Below are 26500 nucleotides of genomic sequence, written 5' to 3' on the forward strand. Positions count from 1 at the left end.
AAGTGGAAGCAAAGCTGGATAAGGCGGAGAAGTACCGGGTTATTTTGGTCGATGACGAGCCGGTCATTTTACGCAGCCTGAAGGTGGCCGTACCCTGGGAGGAACTGAACCTGGAGATCGTCGGGGAAGCGCGGAACGGGGAAAAAGCGCTGCAGCTCGTCCGGGAGCTGTCCCCGCACATGATTATCAGCGACATCCGCATGCCGGGTATCGACGGGATCGCTTTGATGAAAAAGGTGCTGGCCGAAAACCCCAAGCGGCTGTTTATATTCATCAGCGGGTACGGGGAGTTTGAATATGCCCGCGAGGCGCTGCGGGAAGGTGCCTTCGATTATTTGCTGAAGCCGATCGACCATGATGAGTTGATCGAGATGATCCAGCGGGCCAAAAAAAACCTGGAAAAGCAGATGGAGAACGACAAGCTGCTGCATTCCGTCCAGGTTTTGTCGGTGCTGGCGCGCGAGCGCCTGTTTGCCGAGTTTATCGAGGGCAATCAGGGGCAGAGCCCGATTCAGCATATGCGCTGGCTGGAGAACAGCGAGCTGGCGCAGGAGTATTTTATGGCGGTCATCCAATTGGACCACTATATGAAATTGAACGAGCAATGGACCCCGGAAGAGCGGCGGTTGTGGCTGTTTGCGATCCGCAACATTTTGGGGGAATGGTCGATGGCAAACGGCGCGCTGACGGTATTTCCTTTTCATGGCGGGGAGTGGGTGCTGCTGTTTCCGGGTTCGCTCAGCGCGAAGAAGGAGGAGCTTGGCGGCGACGTCATCCGCCAAATCAAGATGAACACGAAATTGTCCTGTTCCATCGGGTTCAGCCAGCTGGCGGCGGGGATGGAGCAGTTAAGCGAGGCTTACCAAAGCGCGGCCAAAGCGCTGTACCGGCGGTTTTACAGCGACCGGGAAGGCGTGTTTCTCGACTCCGGTTCGGGTTCGGGGCTGGAGGCGGTCCGGGAAGCGAAATATCCGAAGCATCTGGAGGCGGCGCTGCTCGAGAGCATTCGTACACTGGACAGGGAGCGGCTGCTGGGTACTTTTGACGAGACGAAACGGTATATTGAAGATCAGGCGTTCACCAAGGAGATGGCCGAGCGGATGATCGTGGAATTGACGGTAGTGCTGTACCGCCAGTTTGAGCATCTGAATTTATCGATGGAATGGCCCCTGGAAGGGCTGCTGCAGGAGCTGCACTCCCTGGGCGCCCTGCATGAAATGATCGGTCTGCTGAAAAGCAATTTCGGCAAATGGATTACCGACAGCCGGGAGAACCCGTCCAAGGAGAATGTCCAGAATGTGATCGGCAAAACCCAGGAGTACATTCTCGGCAACTACCACAAGGACCTCAGCATCGACGAGGTTGCCGAGCTGGCCGGCCTCAGCATCAGCCATTTTTGCCTGCTGTTCAAGCAGGTGAGCGGATATACGTTCCTGGAATACTTGACCCAATGCCGTATCGAGAAAGCGAAATTCATCCTCAAGAACAGCCATGTCAAAGTGTACCAGGTTGCGCCGATGGTCGGCTACCAGGACCCGCGTTATTTCACGCAAGTGTTCAAAAAAGTCACCGGCATGACGCCAACCGAGTTCCGGGAGGCGGGGGCTTAGTAGATTTAGGGGACTTAGCAGAATTAGTAGATTTGCGAGTAATGCACCTGAAACTAGTAGAATGATCCGGAAATAATATGGCTTATCTGCGGACGGGGGCCATGGATCGCGTTGTGCTACTATATTAGTCTTGTGCACAGTATTATCCCCATGAAATAGCGGAACTTTAGGGTCTTATTTTCCGAATTTGAGCCTATTCATCACCATAGGGGAACATTTTGGGTCTTATTTTTCGATGAACAGGCCGAAAGGCGGTAGCGTCAAGAGTTTTGTGTAAATATCTTTTAGGGTTTGAAGTAGGGTATCCATTGGGACAATGGATATCATTGGTTTTCAAGCTTCAGGGGGGATCCCCCCTGAAAAATTTCCCTTTCATTTCCAGTTGTCAAAGTGTCCTTGTTATCTGTGCTTCGTGTGCCACGCCTGGCTAACGCGACTGCATCGGTTCAGGCCTGGGGATATTTTTCGTCAAACATTTTTTTGAGCGCTTGCTGGGTTTTTGCATCCGCGAATCCACGCAACACCCGGCTGCTCCAGCGTTCGTTATAGGAGAGAGCCTCCAGATAAATAATTTTCTCCGCTGCATCCATGTTCGTCAAACTGTTCATGGGCCGCAGCCGCTTGCGGATTTCCTTGTTTGTTCGCTCGATGGGGTTCGAGGTGTAAATGGCATAGTGGATCATCGTTGGGAAATCGTAAAAGCGAAGGAGGACCGGTAACTCGTTCTCCCACGACGCGAGCTCCTTCGGATAGATCTTGCCCCACTTGGCTTGCACGAGGTCGAAGTTGGCCATGGCGACATCGCGATCCATGGCGTTGTAAATCGTCTTCATGTCCGTCACGAAATCCGCTTTGTCCTTATCGCGGATTTTCGGTAGCGTGTTGCGCATTTTATGAGTGATGCAACGCTGGACGCCGGCCTGCGGATACGTTTCCCGGAAGGCCTCCTCCAGTCCCGCTAAGCCATCGAATACGCCCAGCAGCACCTCGTGCGCGCCACGTTTGTAGAGGTCTCGCAGGACATCCCGCCACCCGTTGGCGCTTTCTTTGCCGCCAATGCTGAAGCTAAGGATCTCACGGTGTCCGGCCTCATCGACACCCATGGCAATATAGATGACTTCGCTGGCGACGGACTGACGCTTGAGCTTCACGTACATCCCGTCCAGATAGATGACCGCATAACGCTTGGCCAGCGGTCGAGCCTGCCAGGCCGCAACGTCTTCCAGCACCGTGCTCGTGATGTTGCTCACGGTCGTTGGCGAGTACTGGGCGCCAAACATTTTTTCGATGAAGGTGGCGATGTCTCTTGTGCTCATCCCACCCTTGTACATGTGAATGACCGTGTCCTCTAGCCAAGCTTCCCGCCGCTGGTAAGGCGCGAACAATTCCGTCTGAAAGTCGCCTTGGCGATCCCGCGGCACTTGCAGATCCGGAATCACTCCGTGCCGGGTTTCCCAGCTCCTGCTGTAATATCCGTTGCGGCTGTTTGCCACTTCCGGGTGCTCTACTTGTAAGTAATTTTTAATTTCCTCCTTTAAAAGAGTTTCAATTTTTTCTTTTAGAAAACTTTGCATTGTATTTTCGAGTTGTTCTGCGAACGAGTTTTGTTGTATAGTTGTCATTGAGTAGGGTTCCTCCTTGGTGACTTCGACAATCCCAAGCATACCCTACTTTTTTGTCGTTTGATAGACTAACCCGTCCTTACACAACTTATTTTACGCCATCCGAAAGGCGGACCTTTGCCACTAAATCGTGAAAATAACGCCATAAAATTCCTCTATGATTACGCAGCATAGGGGATGTCGCGGAAATAGCGCCCTTTTTTTCCTTTATGTTGTCACCCGAGATCTTCAATAGACTATTTTGCCGTTTTCTCAAGTCTTCACTTGCCATCATGCTAATGTTAATTCCAGAATCGTCTACTAGATATCGATATTCTCATTGGATATATCCAATTCAATTGGAAATAAAATGGCAGATGCGGCAGCTTGATTGGATATTTCCAATGTGAGTGTGAATGCTGCGCCCCTAACGCCTGCAAATCTAACGCGTGAAAAAGGCAACCCTACCTGAATGTGATCAGGATGAGGCTGCCTTTTAATTTTATGGCGTGGGTTAGCCCGTACCGATATTCTTTAAGCTGCTACGTTGGCCGACGTTTTCTCATAGCCGTTTTCTCCGGTAGAAGGCGATAAATGTGGCGGACAGGATCAGTACCAGCAGAGAAACGCCAGTGAGGATCGCTTCGATGCGGTTGGCGGCTTCGTTTCCGTTTCCGGCCCCTTGGCCGAAACCGCCCGGGCCGCCGCCCCTTGGACCGCCTCCGCCCATGGGGCCGCCGCCCCCCATCGGACCATCGCCGCCCATCGGACCATCGCCCGTCGGGCCGCCTCCGCCGGAAAAACCGCCCTGGCTTTGCCCGCGGTCTTCGCCCATGTTCCGGCCGCCTTGCCCCTGGTTGCCGGCGGCGCCGTTACCTTGCTGCGGGGCTCCAACCTGAGCGTTTTGCCCCGGTTGTCCATCCGTCAGCGCATCGGGGGCAGAGGTATCGGCGGTTTGCCCGCTCTGCGTGCTGGCTGCTGCGAGCTCGACGTTTTGCCAGCCCTGAGCGTTAGAGCCGTATTTGCCGCTCAGAGCGGCTGAGAATGCACCGGTTTTGCTTTGTTCACCTTGTCCGCTTTGAGTTTGGCCCTGCTGATCACCCTGCTGATCGCTCTGCTGGTCATCCTGTGCGTTTCTGTTGCCCGGCACATTTTGGTCAGCTTCGGGATTACCGCCCGCCTCGGGCATGCCGCCGTCACCCATAGGGGGCATACCGCCCATGCCACCCATACCGCCCATGCCGCCGCCGCTGCCGGAGCCATCTCCGGACGAGGGGATCGTTCCGGCAAGCTGCTGCGAAATGTTCTCTATTTGACTGGCATTCGTGGCGATTAATTGCGTGACGGCCTGTCCGAATTCTTCAAATGTGTAGAACGCCGTAGGATCGGCTTTGACATATGACGCAATCATTTCGGACAGTGCCGCTACGCGCTGGCTAAATGCTTTGTTGGCCAAAAAGCCGTCTACCGCCTGCTGGAGAATTTCATGGTAATAGGCCTTATACTCATCGACCGCAAGAAGCTTTGCTACCAGGGGCCGTTCGGAAACGGCGCCTTGCGTCGGCTCATCGATCAACAGGCTGCTTCTGCTCCGGTTAGTCCCGGCCCCTGCTTGGGCTGGTTTGCCTCCTTCGGCAGCCGTGCCTCCGCTGCTGCCCGCCGCGCCGTCTGCGGCAACTCCATCTGCCGCCCCGCTTGCGGCAGTTTCACCCGGCGCAGCACCGCCCGTCGCGCCGCCTGCGGCAGCATCGCCCGCCGCAGCCGCGCCTCCGGCACCGCCGCTTCCCTCGGCGTCAGCGGCGCCGTCCTTGCCGGAAGCTGTGCCGTTCGCACCGTCTGCACCCGCCGGCGCATTCGCCGCGCCATCCCCGCCGGCCTGAGCATTTGCAGCGTCATCCCCGCCGCCCGCTCTGCCGCCAGGGCGGCCCATACCGCGGCCCATGCCGCCGCCCATTCCTCCAAACGCCATGTTATAGTCCCAAGGCAGAACGGAGAAGACGCCGTCATCTTCGTACAAATAGTAGTTTTGTTTGTTTCCGCCGATATAGCTGTCCATATTGTTCGTCAGCACATTCAGCGCGATGTAGCCCAAAGCTTCCTGCACATCGATGTATTTTTCGTAATTGCTGCCGTTATTCAGCTCGTCCAGCATTTTGATCAGAATGTCGCCGTTCGTCGTTTTCGACTTCCGCTCAAGCCCGGTGTAGGCGTCCGGATCGTCGCCGAGCCATAGCAGATCGCTGCCGCTGCCGGTCATTACCCCTTTATACAGGGCGCCGTAAGAGTTCCCGAAATTTCGCTCAAGGTAAGCGTCGCCGACCTGCTCCACAGCCAGGTAAAATCCCCACAGCTTGCCGTTGATATAGATGTTCACGAACGAATGCTTTGGCGTCGGCAGCCCCATCTCCTCGGCCAGCTCATAGGTCAGAAACTCCCGCATATAGGAGGCGTCGCTGTAGTTGTTGTTCAGATTGATTTTTTGAATGCCATCCAGCGTTTGTTTGACATATTCGTCAAAAGAAAGCTTAAAGCTGTACCGGTCGGAATCGTCCATTTGCACGACGCTGCGCAAGCTCAAATTGCCTTTGGTGCGAATCCCGACATTATCGAAATGCAGCCCGTTGTAGTCGACGGATGCCGTTTTGAACTCTTCGGCGCTGGCGTTGTCCAGCATATCCTGAAAATCGTCCTCATCGATCGTAATCTTCACATCGACGACCTTGTCTTTCGGAAACACTTCTTCATCCAGCTTCTGCTCCTCCACCGAGACCACAGGAACCGCCGTCTTCCCGCTGCCGGCCAGGCCGCCGGAACCGCTCGCGAATACACCGGCGTTGTAAACGGCCTCGCCCGCGATCAGGCCGAAGAACAGAAGTGCGGCGCCGATCCAAGCCAGAAGCCGGGTCCCTTTGCGCTTCATCCTCTTCACCTCCGCTTTCCGCCTACGCCACGTAGTCGCCGTTATAGCTGATTAAGACGGCATTTTTGACCCCGCCAAGCTCGGAGATCCGGTTGATGAACTTCCCTTCCTGGTCGCGCAGGCGCACCTCCAACGTGATTTCGATGTTGCCGGGAGTCACGTTTTTTTGCTTCACATTGTACCGTTTCACCAGATTGCCCATCTGCGTGTGGATGAGCTGCTCGCTTTCGTCGTTTTCGCAATTGACCACCAGCAAATACGGCGTTTCCAGCGAACTGCTCTTAATAAACAGGAACAGGATCAAGCCGACGATTGCCGAACCGAGCGCCGCCAGCGTGTAAAATCCGGCCCCGGCGACGATCCCGGCCGCAGCGGCCCAGAACAGGAAAATCAGATCGGTCGGGTCCTTGATCGGAGTTCTGAAACGAACGATCGACAGCGCGCCGACCATCCCGAGAGACAGCACCAGGTTGGAGTTAACGGCGATGATCACCATCGCGGTCACCATCGTCATACCGATCAGCGAGACGTTAAAGCTTTTTGAGTACAACACCCCGCTGAACACCCGCCTGTACAAAATGTAAATGAACAAGCCGATCAGAAATGAAACGCCCAGCGTAATGATGATTTTGGAGATGCTGATGTCCGAAGCGAAATTGTCCAGAATCGATTTTTTAACGATGTCGCTAAAATTGGTTGTTCCCGTATTGTTTGTATTCATAAATCAATAATCCTCCCATGCGTTGGTTTTCGAATATTTGCGGCAAATGACGTATTTGGACGCCGATTGCTGACGCAGCCCTTCCAGCTGCAGGGCCGCCCGGAGGTATTCCGGGATGTATCCGTCGTATTTCACCTCGAGGATGATCAAGTTGTCGTCGATCGCCGGTACGGCCCGCAGGTCCGCGTCAAAAATATCAAGGGCGCTCAGGCCTGTCCTAAGCTCCTTGTCAAACGTGATCCGCACGTTGCCGTTACGGCAGACGAACGGCTCGCGCACGTAATCGACGATGACCTTGGGGGCGAGGAGACGATCCTTCATCTCATGATACAGCTCCATCAACAGCGGTTTATCAGGGTTGCGCAGCGTCTCGATCCGGCCCGCCATGACCTCGTCGTACATCTCCCGGGTTAAAGGCTCCTTCACCTTGGCGATGAAGTCGCCTTGCTTGATTTTTTTCTCGAAATGGATCAGGTTGTCCCGGCCATTGTAGATGCGGATCCGGTATTTGCGCCGGCCATGGACGCCGCCCAATTTCTCGTGAAGCGCCGAATTGTCGATATCGTCAAAATAAAGGCTGCGGATATGGTATTCGCCGCTTCTGCCCGCATGCTCGTCATGCTGCGCCAAACCCCTTAACCTTTGGCGAATCACAAAATATTGGTGGCGGTTGACCATGAATTTTAGTTCGTGGCGGAATATCAGCTTTTGCTTCATAAACTGCACCTCGTTTTCATGTGACGCTTGTTACTTGACTTATCCTACCAGCAGTGGCTGATAATTGACTTAAGGAAACCTGAAAATCAACTGAATGTTTTTACACAGCGTTAATAAATGTGAAAATTAGGGAATTGCATTTTTGACAGCGGCGAAGGTGGCTTTATCTTTAGGGGAATCGGAAGGAGTCATTTGCATGCGAGGTGTGGAGATGTGGCGCGGACTGTTTATCGTAGGGTTTACTGTTGGCGGAGGCAACGATCGGTTTGCAAAAGAACGATAAGCCATGGGCAATCGTGGCGATGCACCGCCCGGCCCGGCCTGTGGAGGCAACCAGTACGAAAGCGGAGGTTTGGATCAAGGTGTTCGAGGAATTGCGGAGCGGAAAAAACGTCCCCGCAGGGGAAGGGACCGTGTATGTCGTGGCCAACACCGCCGGTCCCAAACTTAACGAGTTCATGCGGTTCATTTTCAAAATAATAAACGGATGTTCGCCGGAATCATCGTCAGCGAGCGTTCGCTGAGCTACAAAACTTATGACGCCGACGGCAAGAAGCTGGACGAAGCCGTGCTTACGCGCTAGTATTTCCGGCGCGGAGCGGACAAATAGTCCGCCTAAACCGTAGCCTTGCCTTCCCGAACAAGCGCTCCCGGCCGTTCCGGAAGCACGTGCCGCGCAGCCGCCGGCGGCGTGGCCTGGGACCCGGCGCCTTCCGCCGTTCCGCACAGCCCGGCGCATTCCCGGAAAGCGAAGTGTTTGCAACCGCGGCATTTTTCGTTATTGATTAGGCCTAGCGCGTAATTCAGTGCATCTCCGGTATTTTCAAAAAAGTGCTCTTCCCCCATCCTATACAAGCATCCGGTTTTGGCCAGCAGCTTGCGCGGCTGAGAACGCAGGCCGGAGACGAGCACCGTGATTTCCGCGCCGCGCAGCCGCTTGACCAGGCTCGCGAAGTTGGCTTCGCCGGTCGTATCCATAAACGGAACCTTGCTCATCCGAATCAGCACAACCCGCTGCAGACCGTCCTCGATTTGCGAAGCGAACCGGTCAAACGCCTGCGATGCGCCAAAAAACAGCGGCCCGTCCACGGTAAATATGGACACCTGCGGGCAGTCGTGATCCTCCGTTACCACATGCGCTTTGACCTTTGCGTTGGCGGAGGAAGGATCGGGCAGCACTTTGTCCACGGTCAATAGCTCGCTCATTCTTTTGACGAACAGCACGACCGCGAGGATCAGGCCGACCTCGACGGCCGTCGTCAGCGTCGTGAACACCGTCAGCAAGAAGGTGACGAGCAGGACGAGGGAGTCTCCCGTCCGCGTTTTGAGCATATGGGCAAAAGCTTTGCGCTCGCTCATATTCCACGCCACCAGCATCAGGATCGGCGCCATGCTGGCGAGCGGAATGTTGGAGGCGTAAGGGGCGAACAAGGCGACGATCAGCAGGACGACCACGCCGTGAATGACCCCGGAAAAAGGGGAAACCGCCCCGTTTTTGATGTTCGTCGCCGTGCGCGCGATCGCCCCCGTTGCCGGTATGCCGCCGAACAGCGGCGCGGCGATGTTGGCGATGCCCTGCCCGATCAGCTCGCGATTGCTGTTGTGGCGGGTGCCGGTCATGCCGTCGGCGACCACGGCCGAGAGCAGCGATTCGATGCTGCCGAGCAGGGCGATGATCAAGGCCGGCTGCAGCATCGGCCGGACGCTGTCCCAGGCGAGCGATATCGGGTGAAAGCCCGGCAAGCCGCCGGGAATGGGACCGTAGGCGGAGCCGATCGTCGTCACCTTGCCGGGGAACAGCCAGGCCGCCGCCAGCGTGGATATGATGATGCCGACCAGCGAACCCGGCACTTTCGGCAAATACTTGGGCGTAAGCAGCAGGGCGGCGAGGCAGATGCCGGCCGTCAGCACGCTGTAAATATTTAAGCTAGGCAGCCGCAGGACGATCTCTTTCATATTTTCATAGAAATATTCATGCCGCTCTACCCCGCGAAGACCAAGGAAATTCCCGATTTGGCCGCTAAAAATCGTCACCGCGATGCCGGCCGTAAACCCGATCGTCACCGGCCGCGGAATAAATTTGATCAGCGCTCCGAGCCGCAGCAGCCCCATCAACACGAGAAAAACCCCGGCGAGAAAGCCGGCGATCAGCAGGTTTTCGTAACCGTATTGCATGACGATCGCCAGCAAAATCGGGATAAACGCTCCCGTCGGTCCGCCGATTTGAAACCGGGAGCCCCCAAGCAGGGAGATTAGAATCCCCGCCACAATCGTGGTGTAAAGGCCGTATTCCGGCTTCACCCCCGAAGCGATCGCAAACGCCATGCCCAGCGGGATCGCCACAATGCCGACGATGCACCCCGAGATCAAATCTTTGCGCAAAGCCGCCATCCCGTAATTTTTAAAACGTCCTGTCCACTTCATCCCTATAACCCTTCTTTTCTGATGATCTTTCTGCTGCCCCAGACCCGCGCATTCCCGGACACAAAAAAGAGCCCCCGCGGTCCGGCGGGGAAGCTTGCATGGGGCCGTATTATTATTGTTTGCGGATTCCTTTCAGCAAGGAGATCGATTCCACCAAGTGGTTATCGAAAATTTGCCGGGCGACCGCGAGCAAATCCTTGATCAGCGGATCGCGCAGCGAATAAATCACCGTCGTGCCTTCCTTGACCGTGTTGACCAGATTTTTGGCGCGCAAAACGGCTAATTGCTGCGACACGGCGGAGCCCTCCGAGCCGAGGATCGTTTGCAATTCATTGACGTTCCGTTCGCCTTCGCTCAGCACCTCCAAAATACGGATTCGCATCGGATGGGCGAGAGCTTTGAAAAATTCGGCTTTAAACTGCTGCAGGTTCACGTCCATCGAAATAAACTCCTTAAATTTTGAATATTCATATCTCTGAATCTTTGCATATTTATTATGATAGCATAGGAATTCATTTTGACAATGGGCAATGTTGAAGCGTTTGTGAACTGGAGCGGAACATGGTATATTTAATTGAGAATCATTATCATTAAGTGGGACCATTTAATAGATTTTCCAATATAGAAGGAGGCGGTTAATTTGTTCGTGATGACAAGAACGATAGTCGTTGAGAAAGGGAACAGCGATAAAGTGGTGGAGCGTTTCAGCAAGGAAGGGCCGATGGACCAAATGGACGGCCTGGTCGATATCAGCGTCATGGTCAACCGGAAAAGCCGGGAGGAGCATGAAGAGGTGGTGGTCGTGATCCGCTGGGAGTCCGAAGAGGCTTGGAAAAACTGGGAGAAAAGCGACGCGCATATTCAGGGGCACCGGAACAGCAAAGGCCAGCAGCCGCCGGCCTATATTGTCAGCACGACGGTGAACCTTTATGACACCCAGGTGGTGAAGAAAGGAAAGGCGTTTTTGAACGGTTAATGGTAGACTGAAGATAGAAGGTTTAATAGAGTTGCTATAACAGTTTATACATCAAGGAGATGGGTATGAAACTTGTATCGTGGAACGTCAACGGTTTGAGAGCCTGCGTGAATAAAGGGTTTTTGGACTATTTTAACGAGGCGGACGCGGATATTTTCTGCCTTCAGGAGACGAAGCTGCAAGATGGGCAGATCGAGCTTGATCTCGGCGGCGATTACGAACAGTATTGGAACTACGCGGAGAAAAAAGGGTACTCCGGCACCGCCGTGTTCACGCGGATCAAGCCGCTGTCGGTGCGTTACGGCATGGAGGAGGATTACGAGCCGGAGGGGCGGATCATTACGCTGGAATTTGAGGGCTTTTATCTCGTTACGGTGTATACGCCGAATGCGAAAAGGGATCTTTCCCGCCTCGGGTACCGGGTGGAGTGGGAGGACCGGTTCCGCGCATACCTGAAGCGGCTTGACGCGGTCAAGCCGGTCATCGTTTGCGGCGACATGAACGTGGCTCATAAGGAAATCGACATCAAAAACGCGAAGTCGAACGAAGGCAACTCCGGTTTTACCCCCGAAGAACGCGGCAAAATGACCGACCTGCTGGCGGCGGGATTTACGGACACGTTCCGTTATTTTTATCCCGACCGCGAAGGGGTGTACAGCTGGTGGTCGTACATGCCGAAGGTGCGCGAGCGCAACATCGGCTGGCGGATCGACTATTTCCTGGCATCTTCACGGCTGGAACCGCATTTGGTGGGCGCCGGCATCGACTGCCACATCATGGGCAGCGACCATTGCCCGGTAACGCTGGAAGTGTCGGAGATAACGAAGTAGTCGGGGGTTAGCAAGCCGGGCTTGTTGGCTTCCTTTGCGGACCAACTGCAAAAGCGCATTTAATTTTCCGCTAATCCCCCTCTCCAAGGCCACTCGCATGCAAAAGTGCAGTTGATTCGAGCCCATTTTATAAAAATTTGTTTTTTGAGCTAAAATGGACTGCACTTTTGCATTTGATCCACCCAATTCGGGAGGGTTCGACGAAAATCGCATGCACTTTTGCATTTCGTGGGGTCCTGGAGCTCACTTCGCCTCCACTTTGGGCTCTCTCACCGCCTCCACTTCGCATTTCACATTGCCAATCGCATTACTACTCTTTACTACAATGACACTACTGTCCTCACATTACTATCTTCAAACTGCCTCTTACACAGTTACCCCGTATTCCTGCCCTTGCACTATTGCCTTCGGATGGCTGCCCTTACATGGCCGCCGCGAACTGCACCTTTCCTGCACCTTCTCGCATTATATCGCTATCCCTGTTGATATCAGCTTTCCCTCTTAAGGCCGTGCCTCCAAAACCGGCTCCGCTGCAGCGGCGGCCGATTCCGGTTCTTTTTTCGATAGAACTTCTTTCTTCAAGAACCAGCAGATAAAATAGGCGGCGATGACAAATCCGAGCGAAATCGTAAAAATGTTCTGAAAAGCGCCGGCAAACACGGTCTGTACTTTGACCAGCAGGTCGGGAGCTAATCCCTGGGGAATTCCCCCGGTGGCGATATGGCTTGCCGTGCCGGCCGGGAGTTGGTCGGCCAGCCCGGAAACCCCGTCCGAGATATGGCGGGCGAGCAGGCTGCCGAAAACGCTAAGGCCGATCGTGGCCCCAAGCGATTGGAACAGCTGCACCGTCCCGAGGGCCACGCCGCTGTGCTCCTTGTCGACCGATTCCTGCACGATCAGATTGTCGCCGCCAAACAATGCGCCGAGCCCCAAACCGAGGATGAAAAACGTAACGACCACGTACAGCACGGTGGTGTCAATGCCGATTCTCGACAGCAGGAAAAATCCGATGATCGGCAGCGTGAAGCAGACGATAAACAAGGAGCGGTAAGGCACCTTGGTGATCAGGAACCCGTTGACGATACTGGAAGGAACCGCGCCGGCCATAAAAGCCATCATCAGATAACCGGCCGCCGTCGGGGTCAATCCCATCACATTTTGCGCAAAAAACGGGAATGCCGAGGTTCCGCCCATCACACCAAGCATCAAAATAAAGACGATCAGCGACAAAACGACGATATTGCGGTTCCGGAACAGATGCAGCGGAATGATCGGTTCCTTCACCCTTGATTCGATGCGGATGAGCAGCGCGATCAACAGCCCGGACATTACGAGCAGACCAATAATGACCGGCGACGACCACGACAAACCTTGATTGTCGATCAGCACCGGAGCGAGCAGCAGCGACAGCAGGGCAAGTACAAGCGTAACTGCGCCCGCCCAATCGATTTTTTTGCTTTCGGTTCCCCGGGACTCGCGCATGCCGATGGAAAGTACTGCCGCCGCGAGCAAACCGACGGGAATGTTGATCAAAAATACCCAGTGCCAGTTAACGTGCCCCACCAAATACCCGCCGACCGTCGGCCCGAGCAGTTGGGGCAGGATCATCAGCGGCCCGATCAGGCTCTGGATTTTGGCCCGCTGCTCCAGCGGGTAGGCGTCGCCGATAATGACGAGCGCGATCGGCATCAGTCCGCCGGCGCCGATGCCCTGGATGCCGCGGCCCAGCAGCAGCACGGCCATCGAAGGGGCGATCCCGCTGACGATCGATCCGAGAATGAACAGTCCCATACAGCTGAGATAGACGCGCTTGCGTCCGTATAAGTCGGCCAATTTGCCGAGAATGGGCATAAACAGCGTGACCGCAAGCATGTATACGCCGGCCACCCAGCCGTAGAGCGACAGTCCGTGCAGCTCGCGGATAATGGTTGGCATCGCCGTCGAGACGACGGTTTCGTCCAACTCGGCGAAGATCAAGCCGATGAGCAGGCCGAGCAGGACGAGGCTTCTGTTGTTTTTCACTAATGTCATTTTCAACTTTCTCTCCATTCCTTAGTTCTTTGTGCAGTTATCGTAGTACGGATTTTTAAACTGAATTTAAACGGCAAATCAAACAGCGAGTCAAACGGCGCCAAGCCGGGCAGGGGGGCTCGAAGCGTTCCCTTGTCTCGGTCGCTTCTTATCATAGTAAAATTCGGGTATCCTCCAAAGGTCCCCGGGAATGAAATAAAACTCGGTCTCGGGAATGAGATCGAGTTGATGAAAATTGGGGGAGAGCGCGGATACTTCAACGACGCATAGGACTGAGCGATGGAGAAATCGATTTAGATATTTACTTTTTTGAGTTCGGTGTTTGCCGCCGTACCGCCAACTTGAATTTTTTCGATTTCCCGATTCATATTGACGGTCAATTTAGCTTTGATCTCCGAGGGGCGGTTCATCGTATAACCCTGTTTAAAAATCAAATCCCCTGCCCAATTGTCCGGAAGCTTTCCGTTCTTATACAAGTAACATGCCGGCGCTCCGTTGGAGACTTCGATTTCCAAATGGACTCCTCATTTCTTTAGAAGTGGTGCCGGCAACATAAGTAATGCTTCTACCCGTGCTACTTGATATTCTCCTAACGGTCAACGTAAGGCAGCAATAGATCGCTTATCAATTGACAATGATAATCATTATCAATTATACTTCGTAATATCAAGCCATAGAATTAAGGAGGATAGGCATGAGCAAAATCATCATCGTTTATGCCAGTTTGACCGGCAACACGGAGGAGATGGCCGAGCTGATCGCCGAAGGGGTTCGCAGCGCCGGAGCGGCGGCGGATTTGAAAATGGTGGAGGACTGCAGCGCCGTTCAGTTGCTGGAATATGACGGCTATATGCTCGGGGCATATACTTGGGGAGACGGGGAACTGCCGGATGAGTTTGAGGATTTCGTGGACGAAATGAAGGAGTTGGACCTTCGGGGGAGCACCGCGGCGGTATTCGGCAGCGGCGATACGAGCTATCGGCTGTACTGCGGAGCCGTGGATCTGCTGGAGGAGAAGCTGAAGGAATGGGGCGCGGTTATCCCTCAGGAAAGCCTGAAGGTGGAGTATGGTCCAAGTCAAGAGGAGAAGGCGTTGTGCCGGGAATTTGGCGCCAATTTCGCCAAAAGCCTGAGCGCCGTTACCTAAGCCATGGCCCGCTGCGTGTTGGATTATGAGCTGGAGGAGTGGCTGCGGTCGCAAAAGGCGCCGGGTTGTCCCGAATGCCCCAAATTAACTTGGCAGAATCGCGTTCAATACGCCGTAAGTTACGCGATCAACGACTATTATACGCTGGAACCCGCAGTTCGCTTACATACGCCGATTCAGGTGCTCCTCAATCGGCGTTGGCCGCGGAACAAGGACGATTTTCCCGATCCGCTGCATTATTGGAAAGTATACAACGACATCGTAGGGCAACTGATCCGGATCTCGGAGCCGGATATTTACGAGCATCCAATAGCGTTATACGAAAAATGGGATACCCAGGTTGCCGAGCTTGATTTGCATTTATCCGTCATTTTTCAAACCGTCTGGCAGCGGTCAAAGGACCAAAAACCGTGGATCACCGTACAGAAGTTTTTGGTGGAGGACCACCCGGAACTCGTCAAAGCGTTTACGCACATGGCCAACGTATTTTGGAACAGCGCTTTTGGCGGGCCGCCGGATCAAATCGAAATATTCGCTCTGCTGGACGACCGCAAATATACGATTACGAAGGAGAGGCTGGATTTGAACCAATCGCTCGACTACGTGTATTTGCTGGCGGAAACGGCCGGGGAGCGGCCTTTTTTTGCCGCCCAAGCATAAATTATTTCCGAATGGACTTTAAGTTCCGTACTTCCGCGGCTACAATAACATCAAGCGAAAAAGAGATTTAAGGAGTGCGAGAACATGAACATCCAGGAGTTAAGAGAACACCGGCAGTACCCGGATAATATCGGACAAGAAACAAGCCGCGCGACGTTTGAACGCGATTATTCGCGGCTGATTCATTCCCCGACCTTCCGCCGGCTTCAAGGCAAATCCCAAGTGTTCGGCGCGGGCACGGGCGATTATTACCGCACGCGGCTGACGCATTCGCTGGAGGTGGCGCAGATCGCCCGGGAAGCGGCGCGCGCGCTGCTGCGGGCGTACCCGGAGGTGGCTGCGGACAAGGCGGAGCATCCGGGGCTGATCATCGATCCCGAGGTGGTGGAGTGCGCCGCGATTTGCCACGATTTCGGGCATCCGCCGTTTGGTCATAAGGGAGAAGAGGTGCTGGACGGCATCCTTGAGAAACTGGTGGAGGATAAAGTGAAGCAGGCGCTGGGGGAACGGAACGCCGCTCCCGAAGAGGAGCAGCATACGCGGGAGGCGATGCGGCGAAAATATGAGCATTTTGAAGGCAATGCCCACAATTTCCGGCTGATGATGTTTTTGGAGAAACGCGAAAATATCGACGGCCTGAATTTATCCGACGCCGTTCTGCTCGGTACGAACAAATATCCTTACCCCGGCACCGTGAACAAAAAAGGGCTGTACCTGCATGAGTGGGAGTACATTTCCTACATCCGGGACCGCTGGGGGATTCCCGAAGGCAAAAAGACGTTTGAAGCGCAGTTGATGGACCTATGCGACGACATCGCCTATTCGGCCCACGATTTGGAGGACGGCATCAAGGCCGGCAAAATCGAAGTGCACGAGCATTTTCTGAAAGATTCGCATATCGAGCGGCTGATTGTGGAAAAAATCATGACCCTTGACGACTTTTTCTGGGCCGGCTGGACGCCGGACAACATTTTGATCAAGGTGAAGGAAGTGCTCAGTTCGTTCCTGACGATCTGGAATACGAAGATGCCGGTCTGCGATCACGATTATTCCCGGACGCGCCGGGAGGTCAAGGCCTATTGGGTCAGCCTGTTCGTGGGCAGCCTCGGCGTGATCGACGACGGAAACTGGAAAAAGGTGACGTTCGTCAAGGAGGGCCGGGAAGACGAAGACATGCTGCGTACGGTGAGCGTGCTGAAAAGCTTCGCCTGGGTGACGATGATTCGCGATCTGCGGGTACAGCGTCTCCAGAAACGCAGCGCCTGGGTCATCAAACGGCTGTGGGACGCCTTCGTCGATCCGCAGACGTCCAAGTCGATCATCCCAGGCGACTGGCTGCGCCGATTTGACCGGGATCAGCAAAAGACGCGGCCAATCTGGACCTGGGAGCATATGATCATCGATTATATCGCCGGGATGACGGACGCTTACGCGGAGAAAATCTACAATGAGCTTTACGGGCTAAAGGTCGGCACGATTTACGATATGGATTAACGCATTTAGGATTTTACCGCATTTTGCGTCAACGCTTTGTATTGCTCATCCGTCAAATCGCCGCTGTGGTAGAACAGCTTGTAGAAACGGTTCACTTCGGCCCGGAGATCGTATTTGAAAACATCCGGATACAGTGTTTGGGATAACCAGATCATCCCGATATAACGGTTAACGGAAGGCGGAGAGCCCATCCAGCTGTACGGCGCTCCGGGCACCTCAAAGTAATTGCCGTCACGAATCGCCTTCATTTGCTTCCACGTCCCGTCGGAGGCCACACTGCCGTAAATACTCAGCGGAGCGAAGAAAATCACGTCGGGGTCCCATTGGACAATTTGTTCCAGCGAAACTTCATTGCCGCTGCCTTTGCTGGACGGGTTGTCCAGGACGGCCACATTGTCCCCGAGCAGATCGAGAATTTCGGCGTGAAAAGAACCCTTGGAAATGATATTGGTACCGGTGTCGCCTAAACTATACAGCACTTTCACTTTATGATCGCCGATCTTTTCCATCGTTTTCACGGTGTTGGTATAAACCTCGTCGCAATAATCCGCCAGGACTTTGGCTTCATCCGGCATGCCGAGCACCTCGCCCAGCGTGTTGTAGCTGCCGGCCATCGTTTTAAGCGTTGCCTCCACGAAAATCACCGGAATGCCAAGCTGTTCCTGAAGGGCGTCGAGATCTTCCGCGATGCCGTCCTTTTTCTCGCCGATATCGATGATCAGCTGCGGCTTGGCGGCGGCCAGCGCCTCCATGTTCAAATCGCCCGAACCGTAAAATTGGCCGAATACGGGCAATTGCAAATACTTGTCAGCGAGGTAAGCGCCGGCTTCGTCGCTCCATTTGCCGGACAAGCCCACGAGCTTATCCGGGGCCAGGGAGAAAAGCACGATTTGCGCCAGTGAACCCGAAGGGGCGATCCGCTCGATATTTTTCGGAATTTCCACCTCTCGTCCCGCCGAATCGGTGAACACTACGGTTTCCGTACCATCCGGCGACGGATTCGCATCTTGCCCGCCTACCGCCGATTCCGCAGCGCCGGGCGCGGCCTGTGCCGGGGCGGCCGGCGGCGATGGCTGCTCCCCTGCGGACCCGCAGGCAGCCAGCAACATAACTGTTGCCAACAACGCAATTGAGATTTTCGATAAACTAAACCATTTTCTTTTCAAGCGAAACACCATCCTCTCTCAAACCATTTTTCAAATTTCCAAAACGAACGATATCCCGCTTTCGCCTGGGCTTTATGTATCGGAAATCGCAAACCGGGGGACGCAAACGGAGATTTTCCCGTCATACAGGCGGGCCAGGTTAATGTCCACGCCGTAAAGCGAATGGAGCCTTTCTTCGTCCAGCACGCCGCGCGGGGGACCAAAGGCGGTCACCCGTCCCTCTTGCAGCGTCATCACCGTATCGGCAAACAGCAGGGCCTGATCGGGGTTATGGGTGGACTGAACCACCGTGTAACCCGCTTGCGTCAACTGCTTAACTTTGCTTAACACCCGCAGTTGATTGCCGTAATCTAGATTGGCCGTAGGCTCATCCATCAGCAGGATGCGGGCCTGCTGCGCCAAAGCTCTCGCGATCAGCACGAGCTGCCGTTCTCCGCCGCTTAGCTCCATGAACGCTCTGCCGCCCAGCCGGGAGATCCCCACTTGCTCCAGGGCTTGCTCCGCGATCAGCCGTTCTTGTTTGCCGGGGACGGAAAATACCGAAAAACTGGCCGACGTTCCCATCAGCACCATATCCATCACCGAATAGTTAAAGACAGGGGCGTGGGATTGGGGGACAAAGGCGATATGACGGGCCAGTTCACGCGGCGGCAGGGTTCGGGCGTTTTTGCCGTCGATGACGATTTCCCCGGTATAACCGGGAAGCAAGCCAAGGATGCAGCGGAATAACGTGCTTTTGCCCACACCGTTGGGCCCGAGCAGGCATAAGAGGCTGCTCCCCTGTTGGGTGAAAGTGACATTGTCCAGCACCCGCTCCTTTTTATAGGAGAAGCAAAGCCGTTCCACGCAAAGACTCAAGCGGAATCACCCGCCTTCAGAATCAGGCTGATGAAGAACGGAGCGCCGATAATCGCGGTAAGGATGCCGATCGGTACTTCGCTAGTCCACAAATTGCGGGAAAAGTTGTCCACGATCAGGAGAAACACCGCTCCGGCCAGCATGGAGGCGGGCAGCAGGCGCTGATAGTTGTTGCCGACCAGGAAGCGGGTGAGGTGCGGAATCACGAGGCCGACCCAGCCGATCATGCCGCTGACCGCCACGCTGGAGGCTGTAAGGAGCGTGGCGCATACGATGACGGCAAGCCGGACAGCTCCAGCATTAACGCCCATCGTGCGGGCCTCGGCATCCCCCAGGGTCAGCACATTGACGCGCCAGCGCAGCAGCAACAGCGGCACCAGTCCCAAAGCCATGGGAATGACAATGAAGAGGACCTCCTCTTTTTTCGTGCCCGCAAGACTCCCCATAAGCCAGTATGTAATAGCCGGAAGCTGTTCGTTGGGGTCCGCTACCATATTAATAAAGGAGGTGCAGGCGGAAAACAGCGAGCCAACCATGATGCCGGATAAAATCAGGCCAAGCACCTGCCTGCTCTTCGTCCTTCTGCTTATGGCAAGCACAAGAAGCACGCAAAGGATGCTGAACATAAACGCGCTAATTGTAATCTCCCGCTTGCCGCCTCCGAGCAGAATAGCCAGCGCCGCTCCGAAAGCGGCCCCAGCCGAGGCGCCAAGCACGTCCGGAGCGGCCATCGGGTTTTGAAAGATCCCTTGATAGGCGGCTCCCGCCGCGGCAAGGCAGCAGCCGACGAGGCAGGCCAGGATGATGCGCGGAAGTCTGACATTGTAAAATATCGCTTGCTGCTGTGCATCGACGTTGCCCTCAGCGGGATGAACCGCCGCTAATATCAGCTTCAGCACCTCGCCGGGCGTAATCGGATATCGGCCCAGGTTCAAGGAAATCAGGATGATGATGAGCAGCAGCAACACCAGCGCCGGCAGCGTCCATCGATATCGTAAACTATTCAATCGTTTTCCCCACCTCCGTTAACGCTCATTTTTGTCGCTCATTGTAGCAATCGGCTGCATAAGTTGTCAATTGAAAATTATAATTAGATATAAATAAATATATTTAGTTATAATTAGTGATAAATGATACTGCCGATTCGCTGTTTTTTTCAGTAAATTTAAAAATAATAAATTTTTGCGGAGGATGAAGCATGAAGTTGGTTACTGTGGCGGGCCCGCCTTCATCGGGGAAAACATCCGTGATCTTGCAGTTGGCCGAAAGTCTGCGGGAGCAGCAGCAAACGCTCGGCGTCATTAAATTCGACTGTCTTACTACCTTCGACCAGCTTCGGTACAAGGAAGCGGGACTGCCCGTACAGGTAGGGTACTCCGGCAAAGTTTGCCCCGATCATTTTTTCGTCAGCAACATCGAGGACGGCGTGGAGTGGGGGAGAGGAAGCGGGCTAGATGTGCTGATTACGGAGAGCGCCGGTTTGTGCAATCGCTGTTCCCCTTATATCCGCGGCGTTTTGGCGGTTTGCGTCATCGACTGTTTGTCGGGCGTGCAGACACCGCGCAAAATCGGCATGCTCAAACTGGCGGATGTGATCGTGATCACGAAGGGAGACATCGTCTCGCAGGCGGAGCGCGAAGTGTTCCGTTTCAATGTTCGCCAGGTGAACGGCCGGGCCGCGATTCTGTTTGTCAACGGGATTACCGGCCAGGGCGCTTTTATGCTTGGCAAGCACGTAGCCAAGGCTGCCGAAACAACGACGTTAAGGGACGCGCGGCTGCGGTTTACGACCCCGGCCTCGGTATGCTCTTACTGTACGGGAGAAATGCGCATTGGCGAGAGCTACCAGATGGGTATGATGAAAAAAATGGAGTTCAGGTGATGGTTGATGATGATGAAATTTCAACGGCTGATCGAAACAAGCCCAATCGCTGAAATTGTGGAGCTGTATCCCATTGCGCGCGATTTTTTGCTTAATTTCGGCCTGGATGACCTGCCTTGGGAACGGACGCTGCTCGCAGCGTTGGAACAGGTGAATGAGGAACGCCTGCTGGAGTTTGGCTGCACTCGTGCGGAAGCCCCGTTTCAGTTTGCCGCTTTTTTGGAGACGATGCTGGAGAGCGAAACGCTTGAAAATGAAATCCGTTCGATTACGCTGCTTGGGGGCCGGGATAAAAGCGGCAATCCCGAGCAAATCAGCCTGACGATCCGCACCGGGGAGATCATCGGTATCGTAGGGCCTACGGGCTCGGGCAAAAGCCGGCTGCTTGCCGACATCGAATGCGTTGCCCAGGGCGATACGCCTACGCGGAGGCGAATTCTGGTCAATGACAGGCCGCTGGAGGACGAGGAGCGGTTTGGGATGGAGGGGAAGCTGGTGGCCCAGCTTTCGCAGAATATGAACTTTGTGGTAGACCTTAGTGTCGGGGAGTTCCTGGACATGCACGCCCAAAGCCGCCTATGCGCGGACAAAGAAGCGGTGATTCAGCAGTGCTTCGACTGCGCCAACCGGCTGGCGGGAGAGAAGTTTGGCCTGAACACGAAGGTAACCCAGCTTTCCGGCGGCCAATCGCGCGCTTTGATGATTGCCGATACGGCTTATATGAGCGCTTCGCCGATCGTTTTGATCGATGAGATCGAGAACGCCGGCATTGACCGGAAACAGGCGGTGAATCTGCTGGCCAGCAAGGATAAAATCGTGCTGATCTCCACCCATGATCCGCTGCTGGCGCTTAGCGCGGACAAACGGATCGTGATCCGGGGCGGCGGCATCCATAAAGTGATCGAAAAGACGGCTGAAGAGCGGGAGAGCCAGGTTCGGATCGAAGCGCTTGACGAGGCGCTGATGGAGGTGCGCCGCCGGCTGCGCCAGGGAGAGCTGATTATCGCCCCGGCACTTTAAGTGGGGATTGAACTACCTCTTTAGTTGAGGGGAGAGATGAATATGTGGGAATTATACGACGCGTTAATTGAAGGGATTGACGATTCCTGCACGGTGGAGGATTTGGTGTGCGGGCCCGGCACGGCCTTCGTACGCAGCAATTTGGGCTGCGGCTTTAGCGGAGTGCCGGCGGGAAGGACTAGACCGACCGTTCTTAGACAGAAAAATCCGGGCATGAAGCTGCGGGATCTTGCCGCATGCGTGAAGTCGTGGAATCTGCAGGAAGCCGGCGTCGGCCAGGCGGCGATCAACGCCTATTACAATGCCTTGCCCGTCGCCAAGGCCAATGGCGTTCCCGTTTCCGACGCCCGTTTTACGGAGGACCGGATATATGATCCGTTCATTTCCTACCAAGCGGCCATCCGGGACAAAAAAGTGGCGGTGGTGGGGCATTTTCATTATCTGGATCAGCTGTTCCGGCCGGTGTGCGACCTGTCGGTTCTCGAATTCGAGCCGAAGGAGGGCGATTTTCCGTATACCGCCGCCGAATATATTTTGCCGGAGGCCGAATTTGTTGTCATCACCAGCGCCGCGCTGACCAATAAAGCAATGCCGCGGCTTTTGGGGTTGTCACGGGGGGCCAAGGTAGTCATCGTCGGTCCCTCGACGCCTATGGCGCCGGTGCTTGAGCAGTTTGGCGTCTCCGATCTGTCCGGGATCACGATCAAGGACGGCGAGCGGGCCCGGCGTATCTGCTGCGGCCAGGAAAGCGGCAAAATTTACGCCTCGGCTCAGAAAACCAGCCTGAGGTTTCAATCATGAATAGGGGGATAACGATGCAGTTTACTTGGAATGCGAATACGGTCGGCTGGTTTAAGGCGGCCAGCGCCTACACCGGATTTCACGAAAAGCTGGCGGAGCGGCTGCGCCCCGTCATTGCGGGCAGCGAAACTTTGTTTGATATCGGCTGCGGCCTCGGGCTCCTGTCGCAGCAATGGCGTGACAGCGTGGGCAAAATCGTGTGCGTGGATATCAACGAAGCCGCCTTGGCTTCGCTGACCGAAGATATAGCCGCCAAGCAAATCGGCAATATCGAAGTGCGGCTTAACGATGCCTTTGACAGCGAGCCATGGTGCGACGTCATCTTGCTGTCCTATTTCGGCAGCCTGTCGGCCGAACGCTTTTTGCCGTATTGCCGCAAGCTGATTGTAATTGCCGATTGGGATGAAGGCAGCAACTTGACGGGACGAAGCGGGGCCGGGGCGGGCCGGGTGCGGCTCACGGCGGGCAAGCTTGAGGAGCGTCTAAGCGAAAGTGGAGTCCGCTATTCCCTGAAAGAGACGGCGCTGGAATTTGGCCAGCCTTTTGTATCCCGCGAGGACGCGGCCGACTTCTACGGGCAGCACGGTTCGCGTTTCCCTGCGGGAGCGGAAGCGTTCCTGAATCGGATCGTCCCCGTAAACCGGCCGCCCTACCGGTTTTATCTGCCTTATCTAAAAAGGATGGGGGTATTCGTGATTGAGGGGGAGCGATCAACGCAAAAAGCCGGGGATAACTAACCCTCGCCTTTTTTACCTTTTAGAATTCGCTGAATCTGAGGCGGACAGTGTCTTCCCGGCTTTTTGGGCTACTTCGTTGATCAAGAGCATAGGAGATCCCTTGTAAAACGTGCCGGTGGCATGATCTCTAAATCGGGCAAGCAACTCGACCGCTTTGCTGCTATTTCGTTTAAACAAGGAAGCATGGAAGCGTCAACGATGAAGAGGGCGTCACGATCCGGCAGGGTCAGTGTATCTACCTTTTGCACCGTAGCCGTTTCGAGCCGTGTCACAAATCGACGCCAGGTGAGGGGGCTGTTTAAAGGGACTGTCTAAAGGGTTCGTGTCTTGGTGTTCCTGCCTGCTGCCTGCCTTTGCACGATTATCCCTTTCGTTCATGGAGCAGGGGGTGGGGCTAAAGCAAGTCATGGGTTCCAAAAAAAGAGAAGAAAAAACAAACAAAAAAGATAAGGAAAAAAATGAGGCGGTTCAGGTGAGATTTTCGGCTTGATAAGGGAACGCATGTTTGGTATAATGAAATAAATGGAACTTACGTTCGTATATTCTTGATTCGGGGGCGAGTAAACATGGAGATCAATACGGGAACGGAACATCAGCCATTCAGCAGCCGTTTTAACAGCGAGCAGGACTGCATGGAAGCGCTAATCGCGATGAAGTGGCCAAACGGCTTTGTCTGCCCGCGCTGCGCTCACACCCGGTGCAGCCGTCTGACCTCCCGGCATATCCCTTTGTTCGAGTGCGGGAAATGCAAGCATCAAACATCGCCTTTGGTCGGCACGATTTTTGAAGGAACGCATCTCCCCCTGGTGAAGTGGTTTCACGCTCTGGAGTTGTTCCTGCTCCCTGACGGCATCTCGGCGCTGCGGCTGAGCAAGGTGATCCGGGTCACCTACAAGACCGCCTGGTCAATGCTGCACAAAATACGTCATTCCGTAGGGGAGTTCGATGCCCGGGAGCTGCTCTCTGGAGACGTGAAGGTGAACAGCGATCAGTATGGGCGTAATCCGTCCCAGTGTCAGCTTTCGCATCCGTACGCCTCGGCGGTCGTGGCCGGCTGCACGGTCAAGGATTCGGGCGAGCCGGAACAGGTCAAAATCCGCCTGGTGCCAAATAAGCGGGGAGGCGAAAAGAGGGCAAACCGTCACGATCTAACCGCGTTTATTAGCGGGCATGTGGATGTCCGTACATCGGCGGTACAGTTGTTCCCTCAGGCCTTTCGGCTGTATGCGCCCTTGCGGAAAGTGGTGAGAGAGGCGTGGGAATCGCTGAAGAGTACGTATGGAGCCTTGGGACTGAAACATCTGCAGGCGTACCTGAACGAATACACCGGACGCCGCCGGTTGCGCCTGCCCGGAGGACTGCCCGGAGCGGAAGAAACGATGCGGCAGAAGTTGCTGCAGATGTGTGTGGCGATTCCGGCGATCCCTTACCGCAAGCTGATCGCGCGCCAACCCAATCAGCCCCTTGCGGCTGCGGCCTGATCGTGGACCTGGAACGGAAGGGGTAGCTTAATGCGGATCAATTTGATTGATGTGGGTTAGCATGAAGAGTGCGAGCGTTGCTCCAGATGGAAGGGTTCAGGCTACAGCAAAATCACGGTCTTTTCGTTTCCCGCGCGTCTTGTCCTTAACCCCTGTCTTGATCTCCCGTCCGGTCTGTTTCACCTCCCCTAAACCTGGTTCCTTTTCCTAAGCCCGTCTAAATTATCTCAAACCTATCTGCTTCTCCACCAAATAATTTCTTCTCCCGAGCTTGCCTGTTTCTCTGCTACCTGATCAAACGGGATAATCGTGCAAAGCGCACGGACAGCGAATGTTGATCTGCCGTAGAAGCTCGTCACTCTCGCTTAACCAAACGAAGCAGTGTTTTTCTATTTTGCAAGCTGCCTATGGGACACCAGAGCCGTTATTTTCGAAAAACAGAGGTTTGCAAAATCCCCTACAATTACAACGGCGGATTTGCGTGGCATTTGCGGCAGACCGGATAATACGATTCATTGCCGCCGATTTGGATCTGCTCGCCCGTGTAGACGGGTTTGCCGTTTTCCACCCGCAGGTTCATCGTCGCCTTGCGCGCGCAGAACCAGCAAATCGTCTTCATTTCTTCGATTTTGTCGGCGTAGATGAGCAGTAGCCGGCTTCCTTCAAAGAGCTGGTTTTGGAAGTCGTTTTTCAGCCCGAACGCCATCACCGGGATATCCAGCTCGTCGACGATCCGGACCAATTGCTTAATGCTGCCCTCGCTCAGGAACTGGCATTCGTCCACCAGCACGCAGTACAGCTTGGGGATATGGGTTCGGACGATTTCGAAAATATCGGTATCCTCGTAGATTGGGATGGCTTCCCGGCGCAAGCCGATCCGCGACGAGACGAAACCGACCTCATCGCGGTTGTCGATGCCTGAAGTGAAAATAAGCACGGGTTTGTTCTGTTCTTCGTAATTGTGGGCAACCTTCAAAATTTCAATCGATTTGCCGCTGTTCATTGCCCCGTATTTGAAAAATAACTGTGCCAATCCAAGACGTCCCTTTCTCTAATCATAATCGTCAAACATAATTATTCTATCATACAACAGCCCATCGCATAGATAAAGGAACCATGAATTACAGTATTATTTTGCGATCATCGCCGCCTGCACAAATGCCCGGATCAACGGATGAACGATGCTTTTAAACGCCGAGCGTTCGGGCGGAAGGTATGGGTGGTTTCACTAACTGAACAGGTGAGTGGAGTAATGAATAGTTTGAAGGCTTCCGGAATGGCGGCATGCGCTTTAACTTGCGGATCATAATCTCGATCAATCCAATACGAATCATTCCTGTATCGCCCCTTTGCATCACATTGATTTTTCAATAAGATACCAAACTATTTTAATTGGCTGGCGATAATATCACATCGTCTCCCAA

24 protein-coding genes are annotated in these 26500 nt (G+C 54.5%); 12 read left to right on the plus strand and 12 right to left on the minus strand.

Annotated elements, in window-relative coordinates; translation table 11 throughout:
* Nucleotides 1-2: 2 nt before the first annotated feature.
* Complete coding sequence (locus tag NYE74_RS28200; RefSeq protein ID WP_227872970.1) at nt 3-1610, plus strand: response regulator; 1608 nt, start codon at nt 3-5, stop codon at nt 1608-1610.
* 446 nt (nt 1611-2056) lie between these two features.
* Here NYE74_RS28200 and NYE74_RS28205 read toward each other — a convergent pair whose 3' ends face one another.
* From NYE74_RS28205 to NYE74_RS28220, 4 genes are all read right to left on the minus strand, one after another.
* On the minus strand, nt 2057-3232 hold the full coding sequence (locus NYE74_RS28205) for an IS256 family transposase (protein ID WP_316561863.1): 1176 nt from the start codon (nt 3230-3232) through the stop codon (nt 2057-2059).
* A gap of 541 nt (nt 3233-3773) precedes the next feature.
* A complete protein-coding gene (locus NYE74_RS28210; RefSeq protein ID WP_115311244.1) occupies nt 3774-6131 on the minus strand; it encodes a CotH kinase family protein in 2358 nt (785 codons plus the stop codon).
* A gap of 22 nt (nt 6132-6153) precedes the next feature.
* Nucleotides 6154-6852: a DUF4956 domain-containing protein gene (locus tag NYE74_RS28215; RefSeq protein WP_036626036.1), complete on the minus strand. Its 699-nt coding sequence runs from the start codon at nt 6850-6852 to the stop codon at nt 6154-6156.
* A 3-nt stretch (nt 6853-6855) separates the two neighbouring features.
* Nucleotides 6856-7569, minus strand: coding sequence for a polyphosphate polymerase domain-containing protein (locus NYE74_RS28220; protein WP_341005370.1), 714 nt, complete (start codon nt 7567-7569; stop codon nt 6856-6858).
* A gap of 266 nt (nt 7570-7835) precedes the next feature.
* Between NYE74_RS28220 and NYE74_RS28225 the strand changes: the two genes are divergently transcribed.
* Nucleotides 7836-8093 (plus strand): hypothetical protein, encoded by a 258-nt coding sequence (locus NYE74_RS28225; protein WP_124333567.1) that lies wholly within the window; start codon nt 7836-7838, stop codon nt 8091-8093.
* Between the two features lie 91 nt (nt 8094-8184).
* On the opposite strand, the gene NYE74_RS28230 is transcribed toward NYE74_RS28225, so the two are convergent.
* Both NYE74_RS28230 and NYE74_RS28235 read right to left on the minus strand, forming a co-directional pair.
* A complete protein-coding gene (locus NYE74_RS28230) occupies nt 8185-9993 on the minus strand; it encodes a SulP family inorganic anion transporter (RefSeq protein WP_036626029.1) in 1809 nt (602 codons plus the stop codon).
* 112 nt (nt 9994-10105) lie between these two features.
* Nucleotides 10106-10432 carry an ArsR/SmtB family transcription factor gene (locus NYE74_RS28235; RefSeq protein ID WP_036625940.1) on the minus strand — a complete coding sequence of 109 codons (327 nt, stop codon included), beginning with the start codon at nt 10430-10432 and terminating at the stop codon, nt 10106-10108.
* A 201-nt stretch (nt 10433-10633) separates the two neighbouring features.
* Here NYE74_RS28235 and NYE74_RS28240 point away from each other — a divergent pair, with 201 nt between their 5' ends.
* Both NYE74_RS28240 and NYE74_RS28245 read left to right on the plus strand, forming a co-directional pair.
* On the plus strand, nt 10634-10969 hold the full coding sequence (locus NYE74_RS28240) for an antibiotic biosynthesis monooxygenase (protein ID WP_036625938.1): 336 nt from the start codon (nt 10634-10636) through the stop codon (nt 10967-10969).
* Nucleotides 10970-11034: 65 nt separating this feature from the next.
* The gene (locus NYE74_RS28245; protein WP_036625937.1) at nt 11035-11799 is read left to right on the plus strand and encodes an exodeoxyribonuclease III; all 765 of its coding nucleotides are present in this window, start codon (nt 11035-11037) and stop codon (nt 11797-11799) included.
* Between the two features lie 501 nt (nt 11800-12300).
* Here the strand turns inward: NYE74_RS28245 and NYE74_RS28250 are convergent.
* Complete coding sequence (locus tag NYE74_RS28250) at nt 12301-13830, minus strand: MFS transporter (RefSeq protein ID WP_240752391.1); 1530 nt, start codon at nt 13828-13830, stop codon at nt 12301-12303.
* 293 nt (nt 13831-14123) lie between these two features.
* A complete protein-coding gene (locus NYE74_RS28255; protein WP_051985694.1) occupies nt 14124-14345 on the minus strand; it encodes a PhzF family phenazine biosynthesis protein in 222 nt (73 codons plus the stop codon).
* A 179-nt stretch (nt 14346-14524) separates the two neighbouring features.
* Between NYE74_RS28255 and NYE74_RS28260 the strand changes: the two genes are divergently transcribed.
* The 3 genes from NYE74_RS28260 (at nt 14525) to NYE74_RS28270 (ending at nt 17131) form a co-directional block, all read left to right on the plus strand.
* On the plus strand, nt 14525-14977 hold the full coding sequence (locus tag NYE74_RS28260; RefSeq protein WP_036625936.1) for a flavodoxin: 453 nt from the start codon (nt 14525-14527) through the stop codon (nt 14975-14977).
* A 15-nt stretch (nt 14978-14992) separates the two neighbouring features.
* On the plus strand, nt 14993-15637 hold the full coding sequence (locus NYE74_RS28265) for a hypothetical protein (protein WP_124333569.1): 645 nt from the start codon (nt 14993-14995) through the stop codon (nt 15635-15637).
* 84 nt (nt 15638-15721) lie between these two features.
* Nucleotides 15722-17131: a deoxyguanosinetriphosphate triphosphohydrolase family protein gene (locus NYE74_RS28270; RefSeq protein WP_036625935.1), complete on the plus strand. Its 1410-nt coding sequence runs from the start codon at nt 15722-15724 to the stop codon at nt 17129-17131.
* A 5-nt stretch (nt 17132-17136) separates the two neighbouring features.
* On the opposite strand, the gene NYE74_RS28275 is transcribed toward NYE74_RS28270, so the two are convergent.
* The 3 genes from NYE74_RS28275 to NYE74_RS28285 all read right to left on the minus strand — a co-directional run bounded on the left by NYE74_RS28275 (nt 17137) and on the right by NYE74_RS28285 (nt 20162).
* Entirely contained in the window at nt 17137-18297 is a 1161-nt protein-coding gene (locus NYE74_RS28275; RefSeq protein ID WP_036625934.1) for an ABC transporter substrate-binding protein, read from the minus strand.
* A 72-nt stretch (nt 18298-18369) separates the two neighbouring features.
* Nucleotides 18370-19155, minus strand: a complete 786-nt coding sequence (locus NYE74_RS28280) for an ABC transporter ATP-binding protein (protein WP_036625933.1) — start codon at nt 19153-19155, stop codon at nt 18370-18372.
* Complete coding sequence (locus NYE74_RS28285; protein WP_341005371.1) at nt 19152-20162, minus strand: FecCD family ABC transporter permease; 1011 nt, start codon at nt 20160-20162, stop codon at nt 19152-19154. The genes NYE74_RS28280 and NYE74_RS28285 overlap by 4 nt, the downstream gene beginning before the upstream one ends.
* A 191-nt stretch (nt 20163-20353) precedes the next feature.
* Here NYE74_RS28285 and NYE74_RS28290 point away from each other — a divergent pair, with 191 nt between their 5' ends.
* From NYE74_RS28290 to NYE74_RS28310, 5 genes are all read left to right on the plus strand, one after another.
* Entirely contained in the window at nt 20354-21037 is a 684-nt protein-coding gene (locus NYE74_RS28290; RefSeq protein ID WP_036625932.1) for a GTP-binding protein, read from the plus strand.
* 9 nt (nt 21038-21046) lie between these two features.
* Nucleotides 21047-22057: an ATP-binding cassette domain-containing protein gene (locus tag NYE74_RS28295; protein ID WP_036628780.1), complete on the plus strand. Its 1011-nt coding sequence runs from the start codon at nt 21047-21049 to the stop codon at nt 22055-22057.
* 42 nt (nt 22058-22099) lie between these two features.
* Nucleotides 22100-22858 carry a DUF364 domain-containing protein gene (locus tag NYE74_RS28300; RefSeq protein WP_036625931.1) on the plus strand — a complete coding sequence of 253 codons (759 nt, stop codon included), beginning with the start codon at nt 22100-22102 and terminating at the stop codon, nt 22856-22858.
* A gap of 14 nt (nt 22859-22872) precedes the next feature.
* Nucleotides 22873-23595, plus strand: coding sequence for a class I SAM-dependent methyltransferase (locus NYE74_RS28305; RefSeq protein ID WP_051985691.1), 723 nt, complete (start codon nt 22873-22875; stop codon nt 23593-23595).
* Between the two features lie 566 nt (nt 23596-24161).
* Nucleotides 24162-25076, plus strand: a complete 915-nt coding sequence (locus tag NYE74_RS28310; protein ID WP_115311242.1) for a transposase — start codon at nt 24162-24164, stop codon at nt 25074-25076.
* Nucleotides 25077-25539: 463 nt separating this feature from the next.
* On the opposite strand, the gene NYE74_RS28315 is transcribed toward NYE74_RS28310, so the two are convergent.
* On the minus strand, nt 25540-26109 hold the full coding sequence (locus tag NYE74_RS28315) for a thymidine kinase (RefSeq protein WP_036625929.1): 570 nt from the start codon (nt 26107-26109) through the stop codon (nt 25540-25542).
* Between the last annotated feature and the right edge of the window lie 391 nt (nt 26110-26500).

The organism is Paenibacillus sp. FSL P4-0127, from assembly GCF_038007325.1.
GTDB classification, from domain to species: domain Bacteria; phylum Bacillota; class Bacilli; order Paenibacillales; family Paenibacillaceae; genus Fontibacillus; species Fontibacillus macerans.

Excerpts from the sequence above, each read along its gene's own strand:
- NYE74_RS28305 (WP_051985691.1), top strand. The coding sequence starts at position 22,873 with ATGCAGTTTACTTGGAATGCGAATACGGTCGGCTGGTTTAAGGCGGCC.
- NYE74_RS28300 (WP_036625931.1), top strand. The coding sequence starts at position 22,100 with ATGTGGGAATTATACGACGCGTTAATTGAAGGGATTGACGATTCCTGC.
- NYE74_RS28295 (WP_036628780.1), top strand. The coding sequence starts at position 21,047 with ATGATGAAATTTCAACGGCTGATCGAAACAAGCCCAATCGCTGAAATT.
- NYE74_RS28310 (WP_115311242.1), top strand. The coding sequence starts at position 24,162 with ATGGAGATCAATACGGGAACGGAACATCAGCCATTCAGCAGCCGTTTT.
- NYE74_RS28250 (WP_240752391.1), bottom strand. The coding sequence starts at position 13,830 with ATGACATTAGTGAAAAACAACAGAAGCCTCGTCCTGCTCGGCCTGCTC.
- NYE74_RS28245 (WP_036625937.1), top strand. The coding sequence starts at position 11,035 with ATGAAACTTGTATCGTGGAACGTCAACGGTTTGAGAGCCTGCGTGAAT.
- NYE74_RS28220 (WP_341005370.1), bottom strand. The coding sequence starts at position 7,569 with ATGAAGCAAAAGCTGATATTCCGCCACGAACTAAAATTCATGGTCAAC.
- NYE74_RS28270 (WP_036625935.1), top strand. The coding sequence starts at position 15,722 with ATGAACATCCAGGAGTTAAGAGAACACCGGCAGTACCCGGATAATATC.
- NYE74_RS28210 (WP_115311244.1), bottom strand. The coding sequence starts at position 6,131 with ATGAAGCGCAAAGGGACCCGGCTTCTGGCTTGGATCGGCGCCGCACTT.
- NYE74_RS28230 (WP_036626029.1), bottom strand. The coding sequence starts at position 9,993 with ATGAAGTGGACAGGACGTTTTAAAAATTACGGGATGGCGGCTTTGCGC.
- NYE74_RS28205 (WP_316561863.1), bottom strand. The coding sequence starts at position 3,232 with ATGACAACTATACAACAAAACTCGTTCGCAGAACAACTCGAAAATACA.
- NYE74_RS28235 (WP_036625940.1), bottom strand. The coding sequence starts at position 10,432 with ATGGACGTGAACCTGCAGCAGTTTAAAGCCGAATTTTTCAAAGCTCTC.
- NYE74_RS28260 (WP_036625936.1), top strand. The coding sequence starts at position 14,525 with ATGAGCAAAATCATCATCGTTTATGCCAGTTTGACCGGCAACACGGAG.
- NYE74_RS28215 (WP_036626036.1), bottom strand. The coding sequence starts at position 6,852 with ATGAATACAAACAATACGGGAACAACCAATTTTAGCGACATCGTTAAA.
- NYE74_RS28290 (WP_036625932.1), top strand. The coding sequence starts at position 20,354 with ATGAAGTTGGTTACTGTGGCGGGCCCGCCTTCATCGGGGAAAACATCC.